The following is a 16,499-nucleotide window of genomic DNA, read 5'->3' as shown; positions in this document are numbered from 1 at the left end:
GTGACATGAGATGGCGCAGGCCGCAACTGGGGGCAAAACCGCGCAACTGGTAGATAGCGGGCCGGAACATTTTCGGCCACGCTGGAAATGGTCCTAGCGCGCCGGAAAAGGATGTGAATCAGCGCCAAGTAACACTTCAGACCCTCATTCGCTCAGCGCTTTGTTACGGGCTCCGATATGATCTGCAGCAACGGATCCGGCGTGACCGCGATCTGTCCGACAAACGGCCGATCATGCGCAGCGATAAGCAAGACCGAGGCGGCCGTGCCGGTCGCAAACAACCCCAGCGCTATCAACGATGAAAGCCGATCATCGCAGTGAACCAGCGCGATTGCCAACAGGGCGCAGATAGCCTGCAAGTAAAGGCAGGACCATTTCACAGCGTTGACCTCCGCCCGGCTCACGATGATCCGTTGTCTGCGCGCATCAAGAGCAGCCTCGATTGCGTTTGTGATCTCACGTTGCGCCGCTTGCTGCCCGGAGTTGATGGCGGGAGATGAGAGAACGAGTTGCAGCGCCTCCTGAATGGGGAGCGGAGTCACATTGAGCGATGCGTTTCGGTGCGCCATCATGGGCCATTCCATGGTCGCAGTTTCATGAGCGTAAGCTCGGATGAGATCGTGCAATTTGGCTTCCTGCTCGGCTGGAAGACTCGCTGCGACGACGAGCGCGGTTCTCAACGCGCTCGCCTCATGGGTCACTGCTGCGCTGGCGCGGTCATTGTCGCTCCAGACCTGCGCAGCTGTGAACGCGACAAACAGGCCGAAAATTACACCGAGCGGGGACAGCATGCCCGGAGAAACGGCCTTGAACGATTTGGCGTATCCGCGCCTCGCCAGCGCCGCAACGCCGACATGGATGGCGAATGTAAGCACATAGGTAAAGCCGAAAACGAGGAGTGACATCCACGAAATGGGCAGTTCATGGAACCAGTCGCTCATCGTTCCCCCCGTTTCGCGGCCCAGCTTCGGGCACGAGCGCCGAGATGCGTCGCGCCGATTGGAATGGCGTTTATTGGTTAAGCGTACGGATCGTTTGGATAGCCAGCATAAACGAGGCAGGCGTCAGCGATTTCTAGAAACGTTCGAAGATGCGATCGACGATTTCTAGGGCCTATACCATAAATCTCGGCGTCCGGTTACCCCCTGACGCTGCACGAGGTCCACCTTGGGTCATAAGCCGCCGATAGCTACCGAACTGGGCAACTTCCGCTTCATGCCTGGAAGCCGACGGTTATTTGTACACGCGCTAGGCCGTCGCGAGCGGCCGGACCCGGAGCGCGCCGCGCAGGCCGGCGCCGGTGCCGAGCATGATGCCGGCGATCGCGATGAAGGACGACAGCGACAGCGTCGACAGGCCGGTCAGCCCCTGCCCGACCAGGGCTCTTTCAGTTCGTAGCCGCTTTGAGATTATCTGACGACTCGACATCAGTTGCGCCCAGGGCGTATGAGCGAGCCTGCGCGGCTCAACAATGGCACTTGGGAGTATTTCCGAGAGTGGGCACCAGCGGTTTGATGTCGATTGACCTCGGGTTACGAGGCGCCGTCATAGCATTGTGCCTGCTGATCGCAGCTATGGCGCTACGCGATCGCCGCGATAGCACGGCCGCACTGCTGGGCGCCGCGCTCGCAATCGGCGCCGCGGCTTCGATGGTCTGCTCGGCGCCCACGTTCCCGCGGCCATTTGCGTGGTGGGGCCTGTTGCTACTGGCGTTGTCCAGCGCGAACAGTGTCGTGTTCTGGCTATGGGCGCGTGCTGCCTTCGATGACGATTTCGTACCACGGCCTTGGCATGGCGTCTTGTGGGCGGCCGTCGCCGCCGCTCAGTGGCTGGACGCCAGCGGAGTCACAAGATCGGCAGCGCTCGAGGTTGCGATCGAACGCACGCTGTCGTTTGCCTCTCTCGGCCTGGCCCTGTTGGCGGTGGCGCAGACGCTTGTCACTTGGCCGGCGGACCTTGTGCAAGGCCGGCGTGGGCTCCGGCTGGTCGTCCTGATCGGCGCGTCGGCCCAAACCGTTCTCAACTCTTACTTGAGCTTCCTGGAGCAGCCCTCGCATCCCACTTTTTCCATGACTAGCGTCGCCAACGCCTTCGTTCTGTTCGCGTTAGCTGGTTTGAGCACATGGAATCTGCTGGAGGCGGGGACGCGGAAAGGTTCGATCCTGCTGCCCGCCGCAAACGCCCCCTCCAGCGCGCCAACCAAGGCGTCTGACGCAACGATTGAACCGGCTCTCCTGCGCCGGTTGGAACAGCTCATGACCGTCGAGCGCATCTACCGGCGTGAGGGGTTGACCATCAAATTGCTATCCGTCGAGCTTGGCGTGCCGGAGTACCGGCTGCGGCAACTCATCAACGAGGGCCTCGGTTATCGCAATTTCAATGCGTTCCTCAATCATTACCGGATCGAGGAAGCCAAGGCAGCGCTGGTCGACCCTGAACAGGTAGAAGTCCCGGTGCTGACAATTGCCATGGACACAGGTTTCCAGTCGATCGGGCCGTTCAACCGCGCCTTCAAGGCGGCGACCAGTTTGACCCCAACCGAATTCCGCCGTCTCGCAATGGCGGGAAATGCAGCCCCGGTAAAGCGATCGATTGAAGATCGGCCAGTCGAGTTGAGGAATCGGCCAGCCGTTTTGCAGGAATCGGCGAGAAGCAATCGAAAACATTCGACAGACTGATGGCGATCCTTCCTCGCAGTAGCTGCGCCAACGGGGATCCCCATGCGGAATCAGCGGTTTGTCGTTCTATTGGCCGCGCTGGCGGCGCTTACACTCGGTCCGGCAGTGGCGGCGCTTGCCGACGATTTCCAGACCGCCGGTGACCCGGACAGTCTCGGTTTTTCGGCGCGGCGGCTGGCGCGCATGACCTCCTGGTTCGAAGCGCAGAGCGAAAAAGGCGATCCTTCCGGTTTTGTCGTGGGGATCGCTCGGGGCGGCAAGCTCGCCTATTTGCAAGCTACCGGCTTCGAGGACCAGGACAAGAAAACGCCGATGCGGCCGGATTCGATCTTTCGCATCGGATCGATGTCCAAGCAAATCACCAGCGTCGCCACCATGATGCTGGTCGACGAAGGCAAGCTCGACCTTGATGCTCCCGTGGCCCAGTATCTGCCGGAGCTCAGGGATATGCAGGTCGTCAAAAAGGATCCGGTCACCGGGGATCCGATCCTCTCGGATGTTGCGCGGAATATTTTTGAACCGGCGAAGCGTGCGATGACGATCCGGGACCTGCTGCGCAATACGTCCGGCCTCGTTTATGCTTCGCCGGACTACGCCGATCCCGGATTTGAGAATGCCGCGATTCACGTACTGTACGGCGCCAGGGCGCCGTTCCGGCGCGACAAGCCTATCGCGGACTTCGTCGCGAGCCTCGGCGCCCTGCCGCTTCTGCACCAGCCGGGCGAAGTCTGGGAATATGCCATCGGCTACGACGTGCTCGGCCGCGTCATTGAAGTCGTGTCGGGACAGCCCTTCGATCAGTTTCTGCAAAGCCGCCTCTTCGCGCCGCTGCATATGGTCGATAGCGGCTTCTCGGTACCGCAGGACAAGCTTGCCCGTCTCGTCGCCGTGCCGGGGCCGCAGCCCCAACCCCCTTTCGCGAATAGCGACGTCGGCAAGCCGCAGACGTTCTTCTCGGGCGGCGGAGGCATCGTCTCCACGGTTCCTGATTTTCTGCGCTTCTGCCAGATGCTGCTCAACGGCGGCGAGCTTGACGGCGTGCGTATCTTGAAGCCCGAAACGGTCCGGCTGATGACGACGAATTCGCTGCCGCCCAAAATGCACATTGCGGGGCATGAAGTCGGTCCGGCCTTCGGTACGGGCTGGGGGCTCGGTTTCGCAGTCCGCACCAGCCCCGATTTCAGCTACATTCCGGGCGCAGTCGGAAGCTTCAACTGGCAGGGAAGCTGGGGCACGTTCTTCTCGATCGATCCGGCACAGAAGCTGATCCTGATCATGATGATGCAGCGGAGCGAGCACAGTGAGAACGGCTTCTATTTCGACGCCATCCGTCGCCTACCCTATGCGGCGCTGAATGTGCCTGAAGCGCCGGCGCCGGTTGCCTCCGGGCAAGGAAATGCCGGCGCGCTCGCCGAATATGTCGGACGTTACGTTTTCGGCGGGTCTGCAAGTTCGCTGGACAGACAGACCTCGATCGCCGACGGCAACGGCTGGACCGGTCTTGAGTCCGTTATCGCGGGCACCGATGGCCTCAGGGTGATCAAATTGGCCGATACCGGCCCTGCCGCGAAAGCAGGCGTCATGGCGGGAGATCTCATCACAGCGATCGACGACAAGTCGATCAAGGGCCTGACCTTGGAGGCGGCCTTTCGTCGGATTTCAGGTCCGGTCAACGCCGCGATCAAGTTCAAGATCATCCGCGCGACGCAGAGCGGTCCGCTCGTTGTTGCCTTTGCCCGGGAGGCGGTTCCTGCGCAGAGTGTTGCGCTTCAAGTCAGTGTCGTAGACGGCAAGCTCGTCGTCGAAGCGACAGGCGGTTGGTCAATCCTCGATTTCGACAAGGGCCGGCCGACGCCCGTGGCGGTTCGCTCGAAGGATGAATTCCACGTCGAGAGCGGCGATCGTACGCTGATCGCCTTCACGCGCGACGCCGCCGGCAAAGTCAACGGTGCGGTTCTCAATCCGGGACCATGGGAGCAACGTGGCGCGCTCGCCCAATAGGGCACACTGACAGCTGATGAAATGGAGGAAGCTTGCGCGGCCCGAACATTAAGGTGTCCGACGATCGCCCAATGGGGGGCGGTCTCGACTTCCGCTTGGGGTCATAAGCCGCCGATAACTGCCGAACTGGGGAACTTCCGCTTTATGACTGGAAGCCGACGGTTATGAGTACACGCCTTAGGCCGTCGCGAGCGGCCTGACCCGCAAGGCGCCGCGCAGGCCGGCGCCGGTGCCGAGCATGATGCCGGCGATCGCGATGAAGGACGACAGCGACAGCGTCGACAAGCCAGTGAGCCCCTGCCCGACCGAGCAGCCGAACGCCATGACGCCGCCCGCACCCATCAGCGCGGCACCGCTTGCCGAGCGCAGCATGTGCTGCGGCGAGCGATAGCCTTCGAGCTGGAAGCGCCCGGTGGCGACAGCCGTGACCAGGCTGCCGGCGAACACACCGAACACGGTGACGATGCCGAAATTGAGCGTCGAGCCGGTCGACAGCATCACATATTGCAACGCGTCGGCGATCGGCGCGATGAAGGTGAGCGAGGTCACCGGCACCGGATTGAAATCATCGGCGCCGAGATAGCCGGTCGCGTACCAGCCGCCCGCCACCAGCAGGCCGACGATCAGGCCGGCCGCGATCTGGCCCGGCGACTTGCGGAACGGCGCATGGGCAAAGGCGAAGATGATCAGGACCGCCGCGAGCACCGAGGCGGCGACCATCCGCGCCGGCACCGCGCCGAAGCCGATGCTAGCCAGCAGCGCCGGCACCGAATTGGCTGATACTGTGGCCTGCGAGGCCTGCACCATCGCGATCCGCATGGGCGCGATCAGGCCCTTCAGCGTCATCTCGGCAAAGATGCCGAGCACGATCACGACCACAAAGGAGCGCAGATTGCCGCGCCCGAGCAGCACCAGAGCGCGCGAGCCGCAGCCGTTCGACAGCACCATGCCGTAGCCGAACAACAGCCCGCCGAGGAACATCACCGGCGCCGAGAAGGACGGTTGCAGATAGATCGACTTGCCGAGATCGACGAGGCCGGCCGCCGCCAGCAGCTGCGAGGCCGCGATCGCAACCCCCATCGCCAGCGCATAGGTGCGCACCAGCCGGCCGTCTCCGTCCGCCCACCAGCCGCGCAGGCCGCTCATCATGCAGAAGCCGCTGACGAGCCCGACCGAGCCATAGATCAGGCCGATGATCAGGGCGGCGAGGATGACGATCGTGGCGGTGTCCATGGAGGTCCCTCAGAGTTCGTCATTGCGAGCGAAGCGAAGCAATCCATCTCACCACACAAGGAGAGAATGGATTGCTTCGTCGCTTTGCTCCTCGCAATGACGGTGGATTACGGTCGCAAAATCACGCGGTCGCGCGACGAGCCTGCCACGGCAACAAACGCCGCCCTGGCTTGTTGCAGCGGATAGATCGCGCTCTGCCTGATCGGAAACGGCTTCAGATGCCCGCTGGCAAAGCCGGGCGCGAGCTCGCGCAACACTTCGCTGGTCGCAACCGACGACAGCGCCAGCGTGTCGATGCCGACATAGGTGTGCTGGCCGCGATAGAATTCGAGGATATTGAACTGCACGATGCGATCGACCGCGGCGATCAGGATCTGCCGGCCGCGCAGCGCGAGCGACTTGTGCGCGGCCTGAAAATACGGATCGCCGACCGTGTTGTAGACGATGTCGGCGCCCTTGCCGCCGGTCAGCTCGCGCACCCGCGTCGCGACGTCGGTGGTGGAGGCATCGATCACTTCGACCGGCGAATTGCTGTGGCCCTCATAAGGCTCGCTCTTGCGCACCACGCCGATCACGCGCGCACCGTGCCAGCCAGCGATCTGCACCGCGGCTTGCCCGACCTTGCCGTTGACGCCCATCACCAGCACGGTCTCGCCTGCCTTCGGCAGGCCGGCGCGGCGCAGGCCTTCCATCGCGGTGACGAACGGCACACCGATTCCGGCGGCCTCGTCCCAGGAGATGCCGGCGGGCTTTTCCACCACGGCATCGGCCTCGACCACCAGATGGGTGGCATGGGTGCCGTCGCGGCGGATGCCGAGGTCGCCGGATGAGCCGAGCACCTCGCGCCCAACCAAGGCAGATGGACCGTCGATCACGACGCCGGCGTAATCGCGGCCCGAGGTGCGCGGGAAGACGGCATAGGGCATCAGCCCGGTCGCGGCCTTCACGTCGGACGGATTGACCGCGGCGGCCTTCACCTCGATCAGGACGTCGTTATGCCCGCACGAAAGTGCATGGGTCTCGACAACAGGCGCGACCGCCGCTGCATTCTCCGCCTTCGTCAGCAGGCGGACGCAACGGGCATCGACGGAATGACGATTTGCTGGCGGGGCCGGCGGCATGGGCAGTCCAGTCTCGGTCATGAAGCGCGCCGCAAGGCGCGCGGATCGTGGCCGCCGGGCGGCCTCACGCCATGACTAATCGACTGACCGGTCAATTCAAGGGGCTTGTTACTCAGAGCTTCGGCGGTGGCGCCGTCCCCAGGATCGCCTCGATCGACAGGCCGAGCCCGAGCAACCTGGCATCGCTGCCGACCGAACCGTCGAGTTCGAGCCCGACCGGCAGGCCATCCGGCGTCATGCCGGCATAGAGCGACAGCCCGGGAAGGCCGGCATTGCTGCCGGGGTCGGTGTTGCGGATCATGGTGCCGAAGGTCGGCACCGGCTCGCCGCCATTGACCGACATCTCGCCGGACCCGGTCTTCTCATCGATGACAGGCGCAGGCGCAATCGTGGTCGGAAACAGGATGGCGTCCAGTTTGTTGTCCCTGAGATAGGCGGCATAGATCGCCTGCAGCGCCGGCCGCTGCACCTTGATCGCATCCTCATAGGCGGCACCGAAGGCGTCCGCGGTGATGGCACCGAACGCGCCGACGACGTCGAGACTGGCGACGCCGGCCGCGATGTCGGACAGCGTGATCCCCTCGATCCCGGAGGCGGCGAGCCAGGCCGGGATATCGGCGATCGGTTCATGCAGCGCGACCACGAACGACACCTTGTCGTTCTGCTCGAACAGCTCAGGCATATCGACGTCGACCAGCACCAAGCCGGCCGCCGTGAGCCGTGTGCAGGCCGCGCGGGCAACGGCCTCGACATCGCGATCGAGGCCGCTCCAGAAACAAGCGGGAATGCCGAGGCGTACGCCGCGTACCGGAATGGCTGTGGCCTGTAGCGTGCCGGCGATGACGGCATCGAGCAGCGCGGCATCGGCGACGGTGCGTCCCATCGGGCCGACGGTGTCGCGGGTATGGCTGATCGGAATCACCTGGTTGTCGTCGTGATAGCGCCGCTCGGCGCCGCCATTGCCGACCGAAGGCCGCAAGCCCACGGTCCCGGTCAGCGCGGCAGGCACGCGGGTCGAGCCGCCGGTGTCCGAGCCGAGGCCGCAGGTGGCGATCCGTGCCGCGATCGCCGCCGACGTTCCGCCGGACGAGCCGCCCGGGATCCGGTTCGTGTCGTATGGATTCCGCACTGGTCCCGCGAACGGCGCGAGATTGGTGCTGGTGATGCCGAAGGCGAGTTCGTGCAGATTGGTCTTGCCGATGACGACAGCACCCGCGTCGAGCAGCTTTTGCAGCGACGGCGCATTGCGCGCAGGCCGTGCGTGCTGCAGCGCCGGCGTGCCGCCGGATGTCGGCAGGTCCGACGTGTTGATGTTGTCCTTCACGACGATGGGAAGCCCGGCCAGCGCGCCGGTCCGCTTCCCGGCATCGACCTCGCGCGCCGCCGCCAGCGCGCCGTCGCGATTCAGCACGATGAAGGCGTTGAGGTGCTTGAGCCGCTCGGCGCGATCGAGCGCCGCCTCGACGACGCTGACCGCCGTTACCTTCCGGTCGCGGATGTCAGCCACGATCTGTGTAGCGGTCGGTTCGCTGCTATCGGCCATGGAAACCCCGCACCCTCTTGCATTGCGGGCGAGAGGCTATTCTTTCGGCCGCTTGTCGTAAACACGTTTCGCCTTGCCGAGCGAACGCTCCAACGTCTCGGGGGCGACGACGCGGACGCGGGTGGAGATGCCGATCGTGTTCTTGATGAAGGCCGAGACCTTCTCGGCGTGCGCGGTCAACCCCTCGCCGTCCCAGCTCTCGGGCCGGGCTTCGGCGAGCACCGTCATCTCGTCCATGCGGCCCTCGCGGGTGAGTTCTATAACAAAGTGGCCGCCGCACCAGTCGGTCGCCAGCAGCGCTTCCTCGATCTGGGTCGGGAATACGTTGACGCCGCGCAGGATGATCATGTCGTCGGAGCGGCCGGTCACCTTCTCCATCCGCCGCATGGCGGGCCGCGCCGTGCCGGGCAACAGCCGCGTCAGGTCGCGGGTGCGGTAGCGGATGATCGGAAAGCCTTCCTTGGTCAGCGAGGTGAACACCAGCTCGCCCTTCTCGCCGTCGGGCAGCACCTTGCCGGTCAGGGGATCGATCACCTCGGGATAGAAGTGATCCTCCCAGATGTGCAGCCCGTCCTTGGTCTCCACGCATTCCTGCGCGACGCCGGGGCCGATCACTTCCGAGAGGCCGTAGATGTCTGTCGCATCCATATCGAAGGCCTGCTCGATCTCGACGCGCATCGCGTTGGTCCAGGGCTCGGCGCCGAAGATCCCGAACTTCAGCGACGATTTGCGCGGGTCGAGGCCCTGCCGCTTGAACTCGTCGAGGATCGCCAGCATGTAGCTCGGCGTCACCGTGATGACGTCGGGCCGGAAGTCGTTGATGAGCTGCACCTGTCGCTCGGTCATGCCGCCGGAGATCGGGATCACGGTGCAGCCGAGCCGCTCGGCGCCGTAATGCGCGCCGAGGCCGCCGGTGAACAGGCCATAGCCATAGGCATTGTGCATCAGCATGCCGGTGCGGCCGCCGGCGGCGCGGATCGAGCGCGCCATCACATCCGCCCAGGTGTCGATGTCGGCCCTGGTGTAGCCGACCACGATCGGCTTGCCGGTCGTGCCCGAGGAAGCATGGACGCGCACCAGCTGCTCGCGCGGTACCGCGAACATGTTGAAGGGATAGTTGTCGCGCAGATCGGTCTTCACCGTGAACGGAAATTTTCCGAGATCGGAAAGCTGCTTGAAATCTGTGGGGTGCACGCCCGCCGCGTCGAAGCTCTTCTTGTAATGCGCGACGTTGTCATAGGCGTGCTTGAGCGACCAGGCGAGCCGCCTGGTCTGCAGCGCCATGATCTCGTCGCGCGAAGCGCGTTCGGCCGCATCGAGTTCGGCGCGATAGCCGCTATCCTTGAGTCTTGCCGTTGCCATCGACGTTTCCCCTGAAGCCTTATGCCTTGATGTCGGTGTCCGGCAGCCAGGTGCCGGGTATCACGCGCGAATGTCCGCGGAATTCGGCGATCACGCTGTCGCCGGCGGTGACGCGTACGTCATAAATTCCCGAACGGCCGCTGCGCGAGATCTCGCGCGCGGTCGCGACCAGACGGTCGCCGAGCTTGCCGGGCCGGATGAATGTGACGTTGCCCTGCGCCGCCACTGCGCGATCGTTGCGGCTGTTGCAGGCAAAGGCGAAGGCTGAATCGGCCAGCGTGAAGATGTAGCCGCCATGACAGATGCGCTGGCCGTTGACCATGTGCGGCTGCACCGTCATCGCCATCGTAGCCTGCCCCGGCTTGATCTCGACCAGCTCCATGCCGAGACCCTTGCTGGCGTCGTCTTCCTTCCACATCGCGTCCGCACAGGCGCGGGCGATGTCCTCGGGCGATAGCGTGGCCTTCACGTTCACATCGAACTCCCTGTGCGCGGGCCCGTTTGCAGCGGGCCTCTTGGTGTCAGTGTTGGGTGCGACGCGCGAGGCGTCAACGCCGCTTTCGTCATTCCGGGATGCGCCGTAAGGCGCAGGCCCGGAATCCATACTCACGATCGTGGTTATGGATTCCGGGCTCATCGCTGCGCGATGCCCCGGAATGACGATCAAACATGATCATAATCGACCACGACTTTGCCGGAGCACGGCTTGGCCTGGCAGGTGAGGATGAACCCCGCCTTCAGCTCCCACGGCTCCAGCGAATAGTTCAGATCCATCGGCGCCTCGCCTTCGACCAGCTTGGCGCGGCAGGTCGAGCACATGCCGCCCTTGCAGGCGAACGGCAGATCCATGCCGGCGCGCAGCGCGGCGTCGAGGATCGACTCGCCGTCGGCCACCGGGACCTCGCGGCGCTTGCCGTCGATGATCAGTCCGGCGATCGCCTTCGGCGGCGCGCCGGCCGGAACGACGACTTTGGCCCGTGGCTTGCCGCCGAATTCGGACACGAAGCGTTCGACATGGATGCGCTCGTCGGCGATGCCGATCTCGCGGCAGGTCGCCTCGATCGTTTCGCTCATGGCGGCCGGGCCGCAGACGAAGACGTGATCGACGGTCGCAGCCGGCACCAGCGAACGCAGCAGCACCCGCACCTTCTCGCCGTCGAGCCGGCCGTGCAGGATCGGGATGTCCTGCTCCTCGCCCGAGATGACGTGGAACACCGACAGCCGCTGCATGAAGCGGTCCTTCAGCTCCTCCAGCGCCTCGCGGAACATGACGCCTTCGGTCGAGCGGTTGCCGTAGAACAGGAAGAAGCGGCTCTCCGGCTCGCGTGCCAGCACGCCCTTGACGATCGAGAGGATCGGCGTGATGCCGCTGCCGGCGGCGAAGCCGACATAGGTTCGCGCCTCGGCGGGCGCATGCGCAACGCCGAAGCGGCCGGTCGGCGTCATGACGTCGAGCTCGTCACCGGTCTTCAGCTCGTCGGCGGCCCAGTTCGAGAACGCGCCCCCGTCGACCTTCTTCACCGCGATGCGCAGCTCGCCATCGTCAGGGCCGGAGCAGATCGAGTAGGAACGGCGGACTTCCTCGCCGTCCATCGTGGTGCGCAAGGTCAGATACTGGCCCGGCGTGAAGCGGTAGTCGCCTTGCAGATCGTCGGGGACCGCAAAGGTCATCGAGATCGCGTCCGACGCCTCGCGGCGCAGATCGCTGACGGACAGACGGTGGAATCGTGGTGTCGACATGGTCAATGACACTTGAAGTAGTCGAAGGGTTCACGGCAGCTCTTGCAACGCCACAGCGCCTTGCAGGAGGTCGAGCCGAATTCGGACAGCAGTTCAGTATCGCCCGATCCGCATTGCGGGCACGCGACCTTTTGCACGCCGAACAGCGCGCGGCGCGAGGAGCCCGGCAGCGGCGGCGCGATGCCATATTCCCTGAGCTTGCGGCGGCCGTCCTCGCTCATCCAGTCAGTGGTCCAGGCCGGCGACAGCACGGTGCGGACCTTCGGCCCATGAATGCCTTCGCGCTCCAGCGCGAGCTCGATCTCGAGCGCGATCATGTTCATCGCCGGACAGCCGGAATAGGTCGGCGTGATCGCAACCTCGACATGGCCATCGTGGACAGCGACATCGCGCAGCACGCCGAGATCGGCGATGGTTAGAACAGGGATTTCTGGATCGACCACCTGCGCAGCCGCGCTCCAGGCGCGCCGGCGCAGATCGGCATCGCTGAGCGCAACCGTCACCATGTTGCCCCCGGAAAGGTCCGCTGCAGCGACTGCAGTTCGCTGAGGAGATGACCGAGATGCTCGCTATGGCTGCCAGTGCGACCGCCCTGCTGCATCCAATCGCTCTTCGGCAACGCCAGCGTCGCCTCGTTGACGATGCCGGTGACGGTCTTCAGCCAACGCGGCTTCAGCGTCGCCGGATCGATTGCGATGCCGGCATCAATCAGGCTGCGCTCGCCGTCGTCGACCGTAAACATCTCGCCGGTATAGGCCCAGAGATCGTCGATCGCATCCTGCGCGCGGCGATGGCTTTCCTCGGTGCCGTCGCCGAGGCGGACGATCCATTCCGACGAATGCCTGACATGATAGGCGCTCTCCTTCTCCGACTTCGCCGCGATTGCGGCCAGCGTCGGATCGGAGGATGCCATCATCGCGCGCCAATAGAGATCGGCGAACGCCGCGTAGAAGAACTGCCGCACTATGGTGCGGGCGAAATCGCCGTTCGGCTGCTCGACCAGCAGCAGATTGCGGTACTGCCTGACGTCACGCAGATAGGCGAACTTGTCTTCGTCGTTGTTCTTGCCCTCGACCTTGGCCGCGTAGCTGTAGAGCTCGCGGGCCTGGCCGAGCAGGTCGAGACCCATATTGGCGAGCGCCATGTCCTCTTCCATCGCGGGCGCATGGCCGCACCATTCGGACAGCCGATGGCCGAGGATCAGCGCATCGTCGGCACGGCGCAGCGCATAGAGCACCAGCGGCGTTTCGGAAACTTCGATGTTGGCGGTTGCCATGTTCTCTATTCCACCTGCATCCACTTGCTCGACGTCATCCTGAGGAGCCTGCGCAGCAGGCGTCTCGAAGGATGGCCACAATTACGATCGGGGCGTCATGGTTCGAGACGGCGCTGCGCGCCTCCTCACCATGACGGGTGAAATTCACATATGTCCGACTTCGTCGGGGACGTCGTAGAAGGTCGGGTGGCGGTAGATCTTGGTTTCCGCCGGCTCGAACATCATGCCCTTCTCGGCCGGATCGGACGCGGTGATCGCATTCGAGGGCACCACCCAGATCGACAGCCCCTCGCCGCGGCGGGTGTAGATGTCGCGCGCTGCCTGTAGCGCAAGCGTCGCGTCGGTCGCATGCAGCGAACCGACATGCTTGTGCGCAAGCCCATTGCGGCTGCGGATGAAGACTTCCCAGAGCGGAACGTTCGGCGTGGCCATCTCTAGCGCTCCCTTATTCTGCGGCTTGCGCGAGCTGGCGGCTCTTGCGCTTCTCGGCATAGGCCATCGCGGCCTCGCGCACCCAGGCGCCTTCCTCATGCGCCTTGCGGCGCGCGGCGAGGCGATCGCGGTTGCAGGGGCCGTTGCCGGCCAGCACCTGCTTGAACTCGTCCCAGTCGATCGGGCTGTGCACCCAATTGCCGCTCTCGTTCTGCTTCATGCCGGGATCGGGAATTGTGAGCCCGAGGAACTCGGCCTGCGGCACGGTGGCGTCGATGAATTTCTGGCGCAGCTCGTCGTTGGAGAAGCGCTTGATCTTCCACTTGGTCGATGTGTCGCTGTGCTGGCTGACCTGGTCCGGCGGGCCGAACATCATCAGCACCGGCCACCACCAGCGATCGAGCGCGTTCTGCGCCATCGCCTTCTGCTCCGCGGTGCCGCGGCACAGCGTCACCATGATCTCGAAACCCTGACGCTGATGGAACGACTCTTCCTTGCAGACGCGGATCATCGCGCGTGCATAGGGACCGTAGGAGCAGCGGCACAGCGGGATCTGGTTCATGATCGCCGCGCCGTCGACCAGCCAGCCGATCGTGCCGATGTCGGCCCAGGTCAGGGTCGGGTAATTGAAGATCGAGGAATATTTCGCCTTGCCCGAGAGCATGCCGTCGACGAGCTCTTCGCGCGAGGTGCCGAGCGTCTCGGCGGCGGCGTAGAGATAGAGACCGTGGCCGCATTCGTCCTGCACCTTGGCGAGCAGCGCTGCCTTGCGGCGCAGCGACGGCGCGCGGGTGATCCAGTTGCCCTCCGGCAGCATGCCGACGATTTCGGAATGGGCGTGCTGGGAAATCTGCCGGGTCAGCGTCTTGCGGTAGGCCGCCGGCATCCAGTCGTTCGGCTCGATGCGCTCGTCGGCATCGATGCGGGCCTGGAACTGATTGGCACGGGCGACGTCCTCGACGCCGCGATCGTCGCCATCGGATGAATTGAGCGCCTGCGTATACATGGCCGACCTCCCAGTGTGTTGTTAGGCAGGAATATATAACACAAATTTCATAAGGCAAGAAGTTTTTGTAATATGTTCAGACGCCCTCGAAACGCCGCGCCACGGCCCCGTTGGGCTTCGGCAGCGGCCCGTCCTCATTGGTTGCATGGTCGTCAAGCCATTGTTCCGACGGCGGAAGCAGCCCGCGATAGATCTCGCCGCAGAGTTTCCGCGCTGCCCTGCCCGGCCAATCCTTCGGCAGCAATTGATACGGCAGCAACGGATCGCGCAGCACGACCCGGCGGTAGTGATGGATCAACAGAATGCGCGCGGTGAAGGCGTCTGCGTCGGTCAGCTTATCGCCTCTGACGATCCAGCCGTGCAGCGGCTCGACCGTCTTCATGAACTTCAGATAGGCGTCCGCGGTGCGGTCGAGCGGCCAGCTCTCGCTGAGCAGCCTGCGCCCGCTGTCATCTTCCGCCGACACTTCGAGACGGATCGCGCGCGACGCTTCATCGGGGATCGGTGCGCCCGACGGCGCGACCCACACGCCGGGCAACGGGCTGCCGAAGCCGGCATTCTTCAACGCCTCGCGCGCGGCGTCGCGGTCCTCGGCATTGCCGATCAACAGCAGTTCGAAGCGGCCGGTCCAGTCCGACGGCGGCGGATCGTAGATGTGCCGTGTCGCGGTGTCGAATGTCTGCCGCCCCTTCGCATTCAAGCGATAGAAACTGTTGCGGCCGACCTTGCTGCGCTCGAGCCAGCCGTCGGCGGCGAGCCGCGACATCGCGGTGCGCACCACATTGCCGTCGATGTCGAGCGACTTGAAGAATTCGAGCAGCGTGCCGAGCCATACCGAGCCGCCGCGCGGCACGATGGAATCGCCGAATACGGTGATGATGATCGAGCCGGTGCGTGACGGCTCGCGCTTCAGCTGATCGACGATACGGGCAAGCGGCTGTGGCATGCCCAACGCATAGCGCGTTTTGTCGATTCACGACAATGCGAGTGCTTGAGCCCCCTCGCCCCGCTCTTGCGGGGAGAGGGTTGGGGTGAGGGGCTGCGTCAGCAAGAACGGTGAGAGACGGCTCGTGGAGACTCCCCCTCACCCGGATCGCATCTGCGATGCGCTCCGGCCTCTCCCCGCAAGCGGGGCGAGGCTAAGAAGAGCAATCAGCGGTTGGGATCCGGATAGACCAGGCTGCGCCAGCCGCTGCGATCGAACGGCGCCCACTCGCCGTCCTTCTGCGCGAGGCGATCGGCGACCGCGTAGACCACGGCCGGATGATGGCCCATGCCGCAATGGCTGCTCTCGACCTCGATGCTGTCGGTCATCGACGAGGCCTGCTCGCGGCAACCCTGCCAGGCGCAGACGCCGTCGGTACGGCTGAAGATCGCGGTGGTCGGCACCGGCGGCGCGCTGGCGAGCGAGCCGCCGAAACGGGAATCCTCTTCGTCGGCGCGGCGCCCGCTGGCCATCTCGTAGACGCGCCAGGCGTTGGTCGACTTCGGGCCCGCGGCAAACGGGCTGCCGAGGGTGATCACCTGGCGCACGCGCTCAGGCATCATCTTGGCGAGCTGGCGCGCGTAGAGGCCGCCGAGGCTCCAGCCGATCACCGAGACCTTGCGGCCGCTGGTCTCATTCATCTCCTGCAGCAGATCGACCATCCCGTCCTGCACGCCGGCGCGCAGCCCGAGGTTGCGGCCCTGACGCCAGCCGCTGACGGCGTAGCCCTTGCTCTTGAGGAAGTCGCGCAGCGGGCGCGTCGACATGTCGGAGGCGATCAGCCCGGGCAGCACCAGCACCGGATGCCCATCGCCGCGCGGCGCGAGGCTCAGCAGCGGCAATGCACCAAGAAAGGCACCGAGCTCGTGAATGGCGCGGCCTTCCAGGAACATCAGTGTCCTGGACGGCGGGCGTAGCGTCTGCGCAGCAACGGACATTTCAACTCCTCTTCGGCACGGCCCCTGACGTCTCGGCGGCCGGCAATGGAATCAACGGAAATGGGTCAACAGGATTGACGCAAACCCGGCGGAATCGTTCCGCAACGCAACAATCAACCTTGAAAAGCTAAGGAACCGATCACTTTGGTGCAAGCGGCCCAGGTCACACTTGCCACAACTTAAG

Annotated in this window: 15 protein-coding genes and 1 pseudogene; 2 read left to right on the top strand and 14 right to left on the bottom strand. The window is 64.5% G+C overall.

The window, feature by feature from the left end; all coding sequences use genetic code 11:
• Positions 1 to 152: 152 nt before the first annotated feature.
• Together ACE103_RS13425 and ACE103_RS13420 are read right to left on the bottom strand one after the other, a co-directional pair.
• Positions 153 to 941 (bottom strand): hypothetical protein, encoded by a 789-nt coding sequence (locus tag ACE103_RS13425; RefSeq protein ID WP_375779808.1) that lies wholly within the window; start codon positions 939 to 941, stop codon positions 153 to 155.
• Positions 942 to 1,248: 307 nt separating this feature from the next.
• Positions 1,249 to 1,377: pseudogene (locus ACE103_RS13420) on the bottom strand (YeeE/YedE family protein); the annotation flags it as partial.
• A gap of 119 nt (positions 1,378 to 1,496) precedes the next feature.
• Between ACE103_RS13420 and ACE103_RS13415 the strand changes: the two are divergent.
• Both ACE103_RS13415 and ACE103_RS13410 read left to right on the top strand, forming a co-directional pair.
• On the top strand, positions 1,497 to 2,678 hold the full coding sequence (locus ACE103_RS13415) for a helix-turn-helix domain-containing protein (protein WP_375779807.1): 1,182 nt from the start codon (positions 1,497 to 1,499) through the stop codon (positions 2,676 to 2,678).
• 42 nt (positions 2,679 to 2,720) lie between these two features.
• Positions 2,721 to 4,679, top strand: coding sequence for a serine hydrolase (locus tag ACE103_RS13410; protein ID WP_375779806.1), 1,959 nt, complete (start codon positions 2,721 to 2,723; stop codon positions 4,677 to 4,679).
• Positions 4,680 to 4,856: 177 nt separating this feature from the next.
• Here ACE103_RS13410 and ACE103_RS13405 read toward each other — a convergent pair whose 3' ends face one another.
• The 12 genes from ACE103_RS13405 to ACE103_RS13350 all read right to left on the bottom strand — a co-directional run bounded on the left by ACE103_RS13405 (position 4,857) and on the right by ACE103_RS13350 (position 16,315).
• Positions 4,857 to 5,912, bottom strand: coding sequence for a YeeE/YedE family protein (locus ACE103_RS13405; RefSeq protein WP_375779805.1), 1,056 nt, complete (start codon positions 5,910 to 5,912; stop codon positions 4,857 to 4,859).
• Positions 5,913 to 6,019: 107 nt separating this feature from the next.
• On the bottom strand, positions 6,020 to 7,054 hold the full coding sequence (locus ACE103_RS13400; protein WP_375779804.1) for a zinc-binding alcohol dehydrogenase family protein: 1,035 nt from the start codon (positions 7,052 to 7,054) through the stop codon (positions 6,020 to 6,022).
• 91 nt (positions 7,055 to 7,145) lie between these two features.
• The gene (gene iaaH, locus ACE103_RS13395; protein ID WP_375779803.1) at positions 7,146 to 8,576 is read right to left on the bottom strand and encodes an indoleacetamide hydrolase; all 1,431 of its coding nucleotides are present in this window, start codon (positions 8,574 to 8,576) and stop codon (positions 7,146 to 7,148) included.
• Positions 8,577 to 8,612: 36 nt separating this feature from the next.
• Positions 8,613 to 9,938, bottom strand: coding sequence for a phenylacetate--CoA ligase PaaK (paaK, locus tag ACE103_RS13390; protein ID WP_375779802.1), 1,326 nt, complete (start codon positions 9,936 to 9,938; stop codon positions 8,613 to 8,615).
• Between the two features lie 19 nt (positions 9,939 to 9,957).
• On the bottom strand, positions 9,958 to 10,413 hold the full coding sequence (gene paaI / locus ACE103_RS13385; RefSeq protein ID WP_375779801.1) for a hydroxyphenylacetyl-CoA thioesterase PaaI: 456 nt from the start codon (positions 10,411 to 10,413) through the stop codon (positions 9,958 to 9,960).
• Positions 10,414 to 10,601: 188 nt separating this feature from the next.
• Positions 10,602 to 11,678: a 1,2-phenylacetyl-CoA epoxidase subunit PaaE gene (gene paaE, locus ACE103_RS13380; protein WP_375779800.1), complete on the bottom strand. Its 1,077-nt coding sequence runs from the start codon at positions 11,676 to 11,678 to the stop codon at positions 10,602 to 10,604.
• Positions 11,679 to 11,680: 2 nt separating this feature from the next.
• Positions 11,681 to 12,184: a 1,2-phenylacetyl-CoA epoxidase subunit PaaD gene (gene paaD, locus ACE103_RS13375; protein WP_375779799.1), complete on the bottom strand. Its 504-nt coding sequence runs from the start codon at positions 12,182 to 12,184 to the stop codon at positions 11,681 to 11,683.
• Positions 12,178 to 12,954: a 1,2-phenylacetyl-CoA epoxidase subunit PaaC gene (gene paaC / locus ACE103_RS13370; RefSeq protein WP_375779798.1), complete on the bottom strand. Its 777-nt coding sequence runs from the start codon at positions 12,952 to 12,954 to the stop codon at positions 12,178 to 12,180. Before paaC ends, paaD begins: the two co-directional genes overlap by 7 nt.
• A 144-nt stretch (positions 12,955 to 13,098) precedes the next feature.
• Positions 13,099 to 13,386, bottom strand: a complete 288-nt coding sequence (gene paaB / locus ACE103_RS13365) for a 1,2-phenylacetyl-CoA epoxidase subunit PaaB (RefSeq protein WP_223970694.1) — start codon at positions 13,384 to 13,386, stop codon at positions 13,099 to 13,101.
• A gap of 13 nt (positions 13,387 to 13,399) precedes the next feature.
• Positions 13,400 to 14,392 carry a 1,2-phenylacetyl-CoA epoxidase subunit PaaA gene (paaA, locus tag ACE103_RS13360; RefSeq protein WP_375779797.1) on the bottom strand — a complete coding sequence of 331 codons (993 nt, stop codon included), beginning with the start codon at positions 14,390 to 14,392 and terminating at the stop codon, positions 13,400 to 13,402.
• A 76-nt stretch (positions 14,393 to 14,468) separates the two neighbouring features.
• A complete protein-coding gene (gene paaX / locus ACE103_RS13355) occupies positions 14,469 to 15,338 on the bottom strand; it encodes a phenylacetic acid degradation operon negative regulatory protein PaaX (protein WP_375779796.1) in 870 nt (289 codons plus the stop codon).
• A 206-nt stretch (positions 15,339 to 15,544) separates the two neighbouring features.
• The gene (locus tag ACE103_RS13350; RefSeq protein WP_375779795.1) at positions 15,545 to 16,315 is read right to left on the bottom strand and encodes an esterase/lipase family protein; all 771 of its coding nucleotides are present in this window, start codon (positions 16,313 to 16,315) and stop codon (positions 15,545 to 15,547) included.
• Between the last annotated feature and the right edge of the window lie 184 nt (positions 16,316 to 16,499).

Origin of the sequence: Bradyrhizobium sp. ma5, from assembly GCF_042258955.1 — a bacterium.
In the GTDB taxonomy this organism is placed as follows: domain Bacteria; phylum Pseudomonadota; class Alphaproteobacteria; order Rhizobiales; family Xanthobacteraceae; genus Bradyrhizobium.
This window is presented reverse-complemented; position numbering and strand designations above follow the sequence as displayed.

Bases quoted from the DNA above. Each gene is read 5' to 3' on its own strand.
- paaK (WP_375779802.1), bottom strand. From the start codon at position 9,938: ATGGCAACGGCAAGACTCAAGGATAGCGGCTATCGCGCCGAACTCGAT.
- paaX (WP_375779796.1), bottom strand. From the start codon at position 15,338: ATGCCACAGCCGCTTGCCCGTATCGTCGATCAGCTGAAGCGCGAGCCG.
- ACE103_RS13405 (WP_375779805.1), bottom strand. From the start codon at position 5,912: ATGGACACCGCCACGATCGTCATCCTCGCCGCCCTGATCATCGGCCTG.
- ACE103_RS13350 (WP_375779795.1), bottom strand. From the start codon at position 16,315: ATGTCCGTTGCTGCGCAGACGCTACGCCCGCCGTCCAGGACACTGATG.
- paaB (WP_223970694.1), bottom strand. From the start codon at position 13,386: ATGGCCACGCCGAACGTTCCGCTCTGGGAAGTCTTCATCCGCAGCCGC.
- iaaH (WP_375779803.1), bottom strand. From the start codon at position 8,576: ATGGCCGATAGCAGCGAACCGACCGCTACACAGATCGTGGCTGACATC.
- ACE103_RS13400 (WP_375779804.1), bottom strand. From the start codon at position 7,054: ATGACCGAGACTGGACTGCCCATGCCGCCGGCCCCGCCAGCAAATCGT.
- ACE103_RS13410 (WP_375779806.1), top strand. From the start codon at position 2,721: ATGCGGAATCAGCGGTTTGTCGTTCTATTGGCCGCGCTGGCGGCGCTT.
- ACE103_RS13425 (WP_375779808.1), bottom strand. From the start codon at position 941: ATGAGCGACTGGTTCCATGAACTGCCCATTTCGTGGATGTCACTCCTC.
- paaE (WP_375779800.1), bottom strand. From the start codon at position 11,678: ATGTCGACACCACGATTCCACCGTCTGTCCGTCAGCGATCTGCGCCGC.
- paaD (WP_375779799.1), bottom strand. From the start codon at position 12,184: ATGGTGACGGTTGCGCTCAGCGATGCCGATCTGCGCCGGCGCGCCTGG.
- paaA (WP_375779797.1), bottom strand. From the start codon at position 14,392: ATGTATACGCAGGCGCTCAATTCATCCGATGGCGACGATCGCGGCGTC.
- paaC (WP_375779798.1), bottom strand. From the start codon at position 12,954: ATGGCAACCGCCAACATCGAAGTTTCCGAAACGCCGCTGGTGCTCTAT.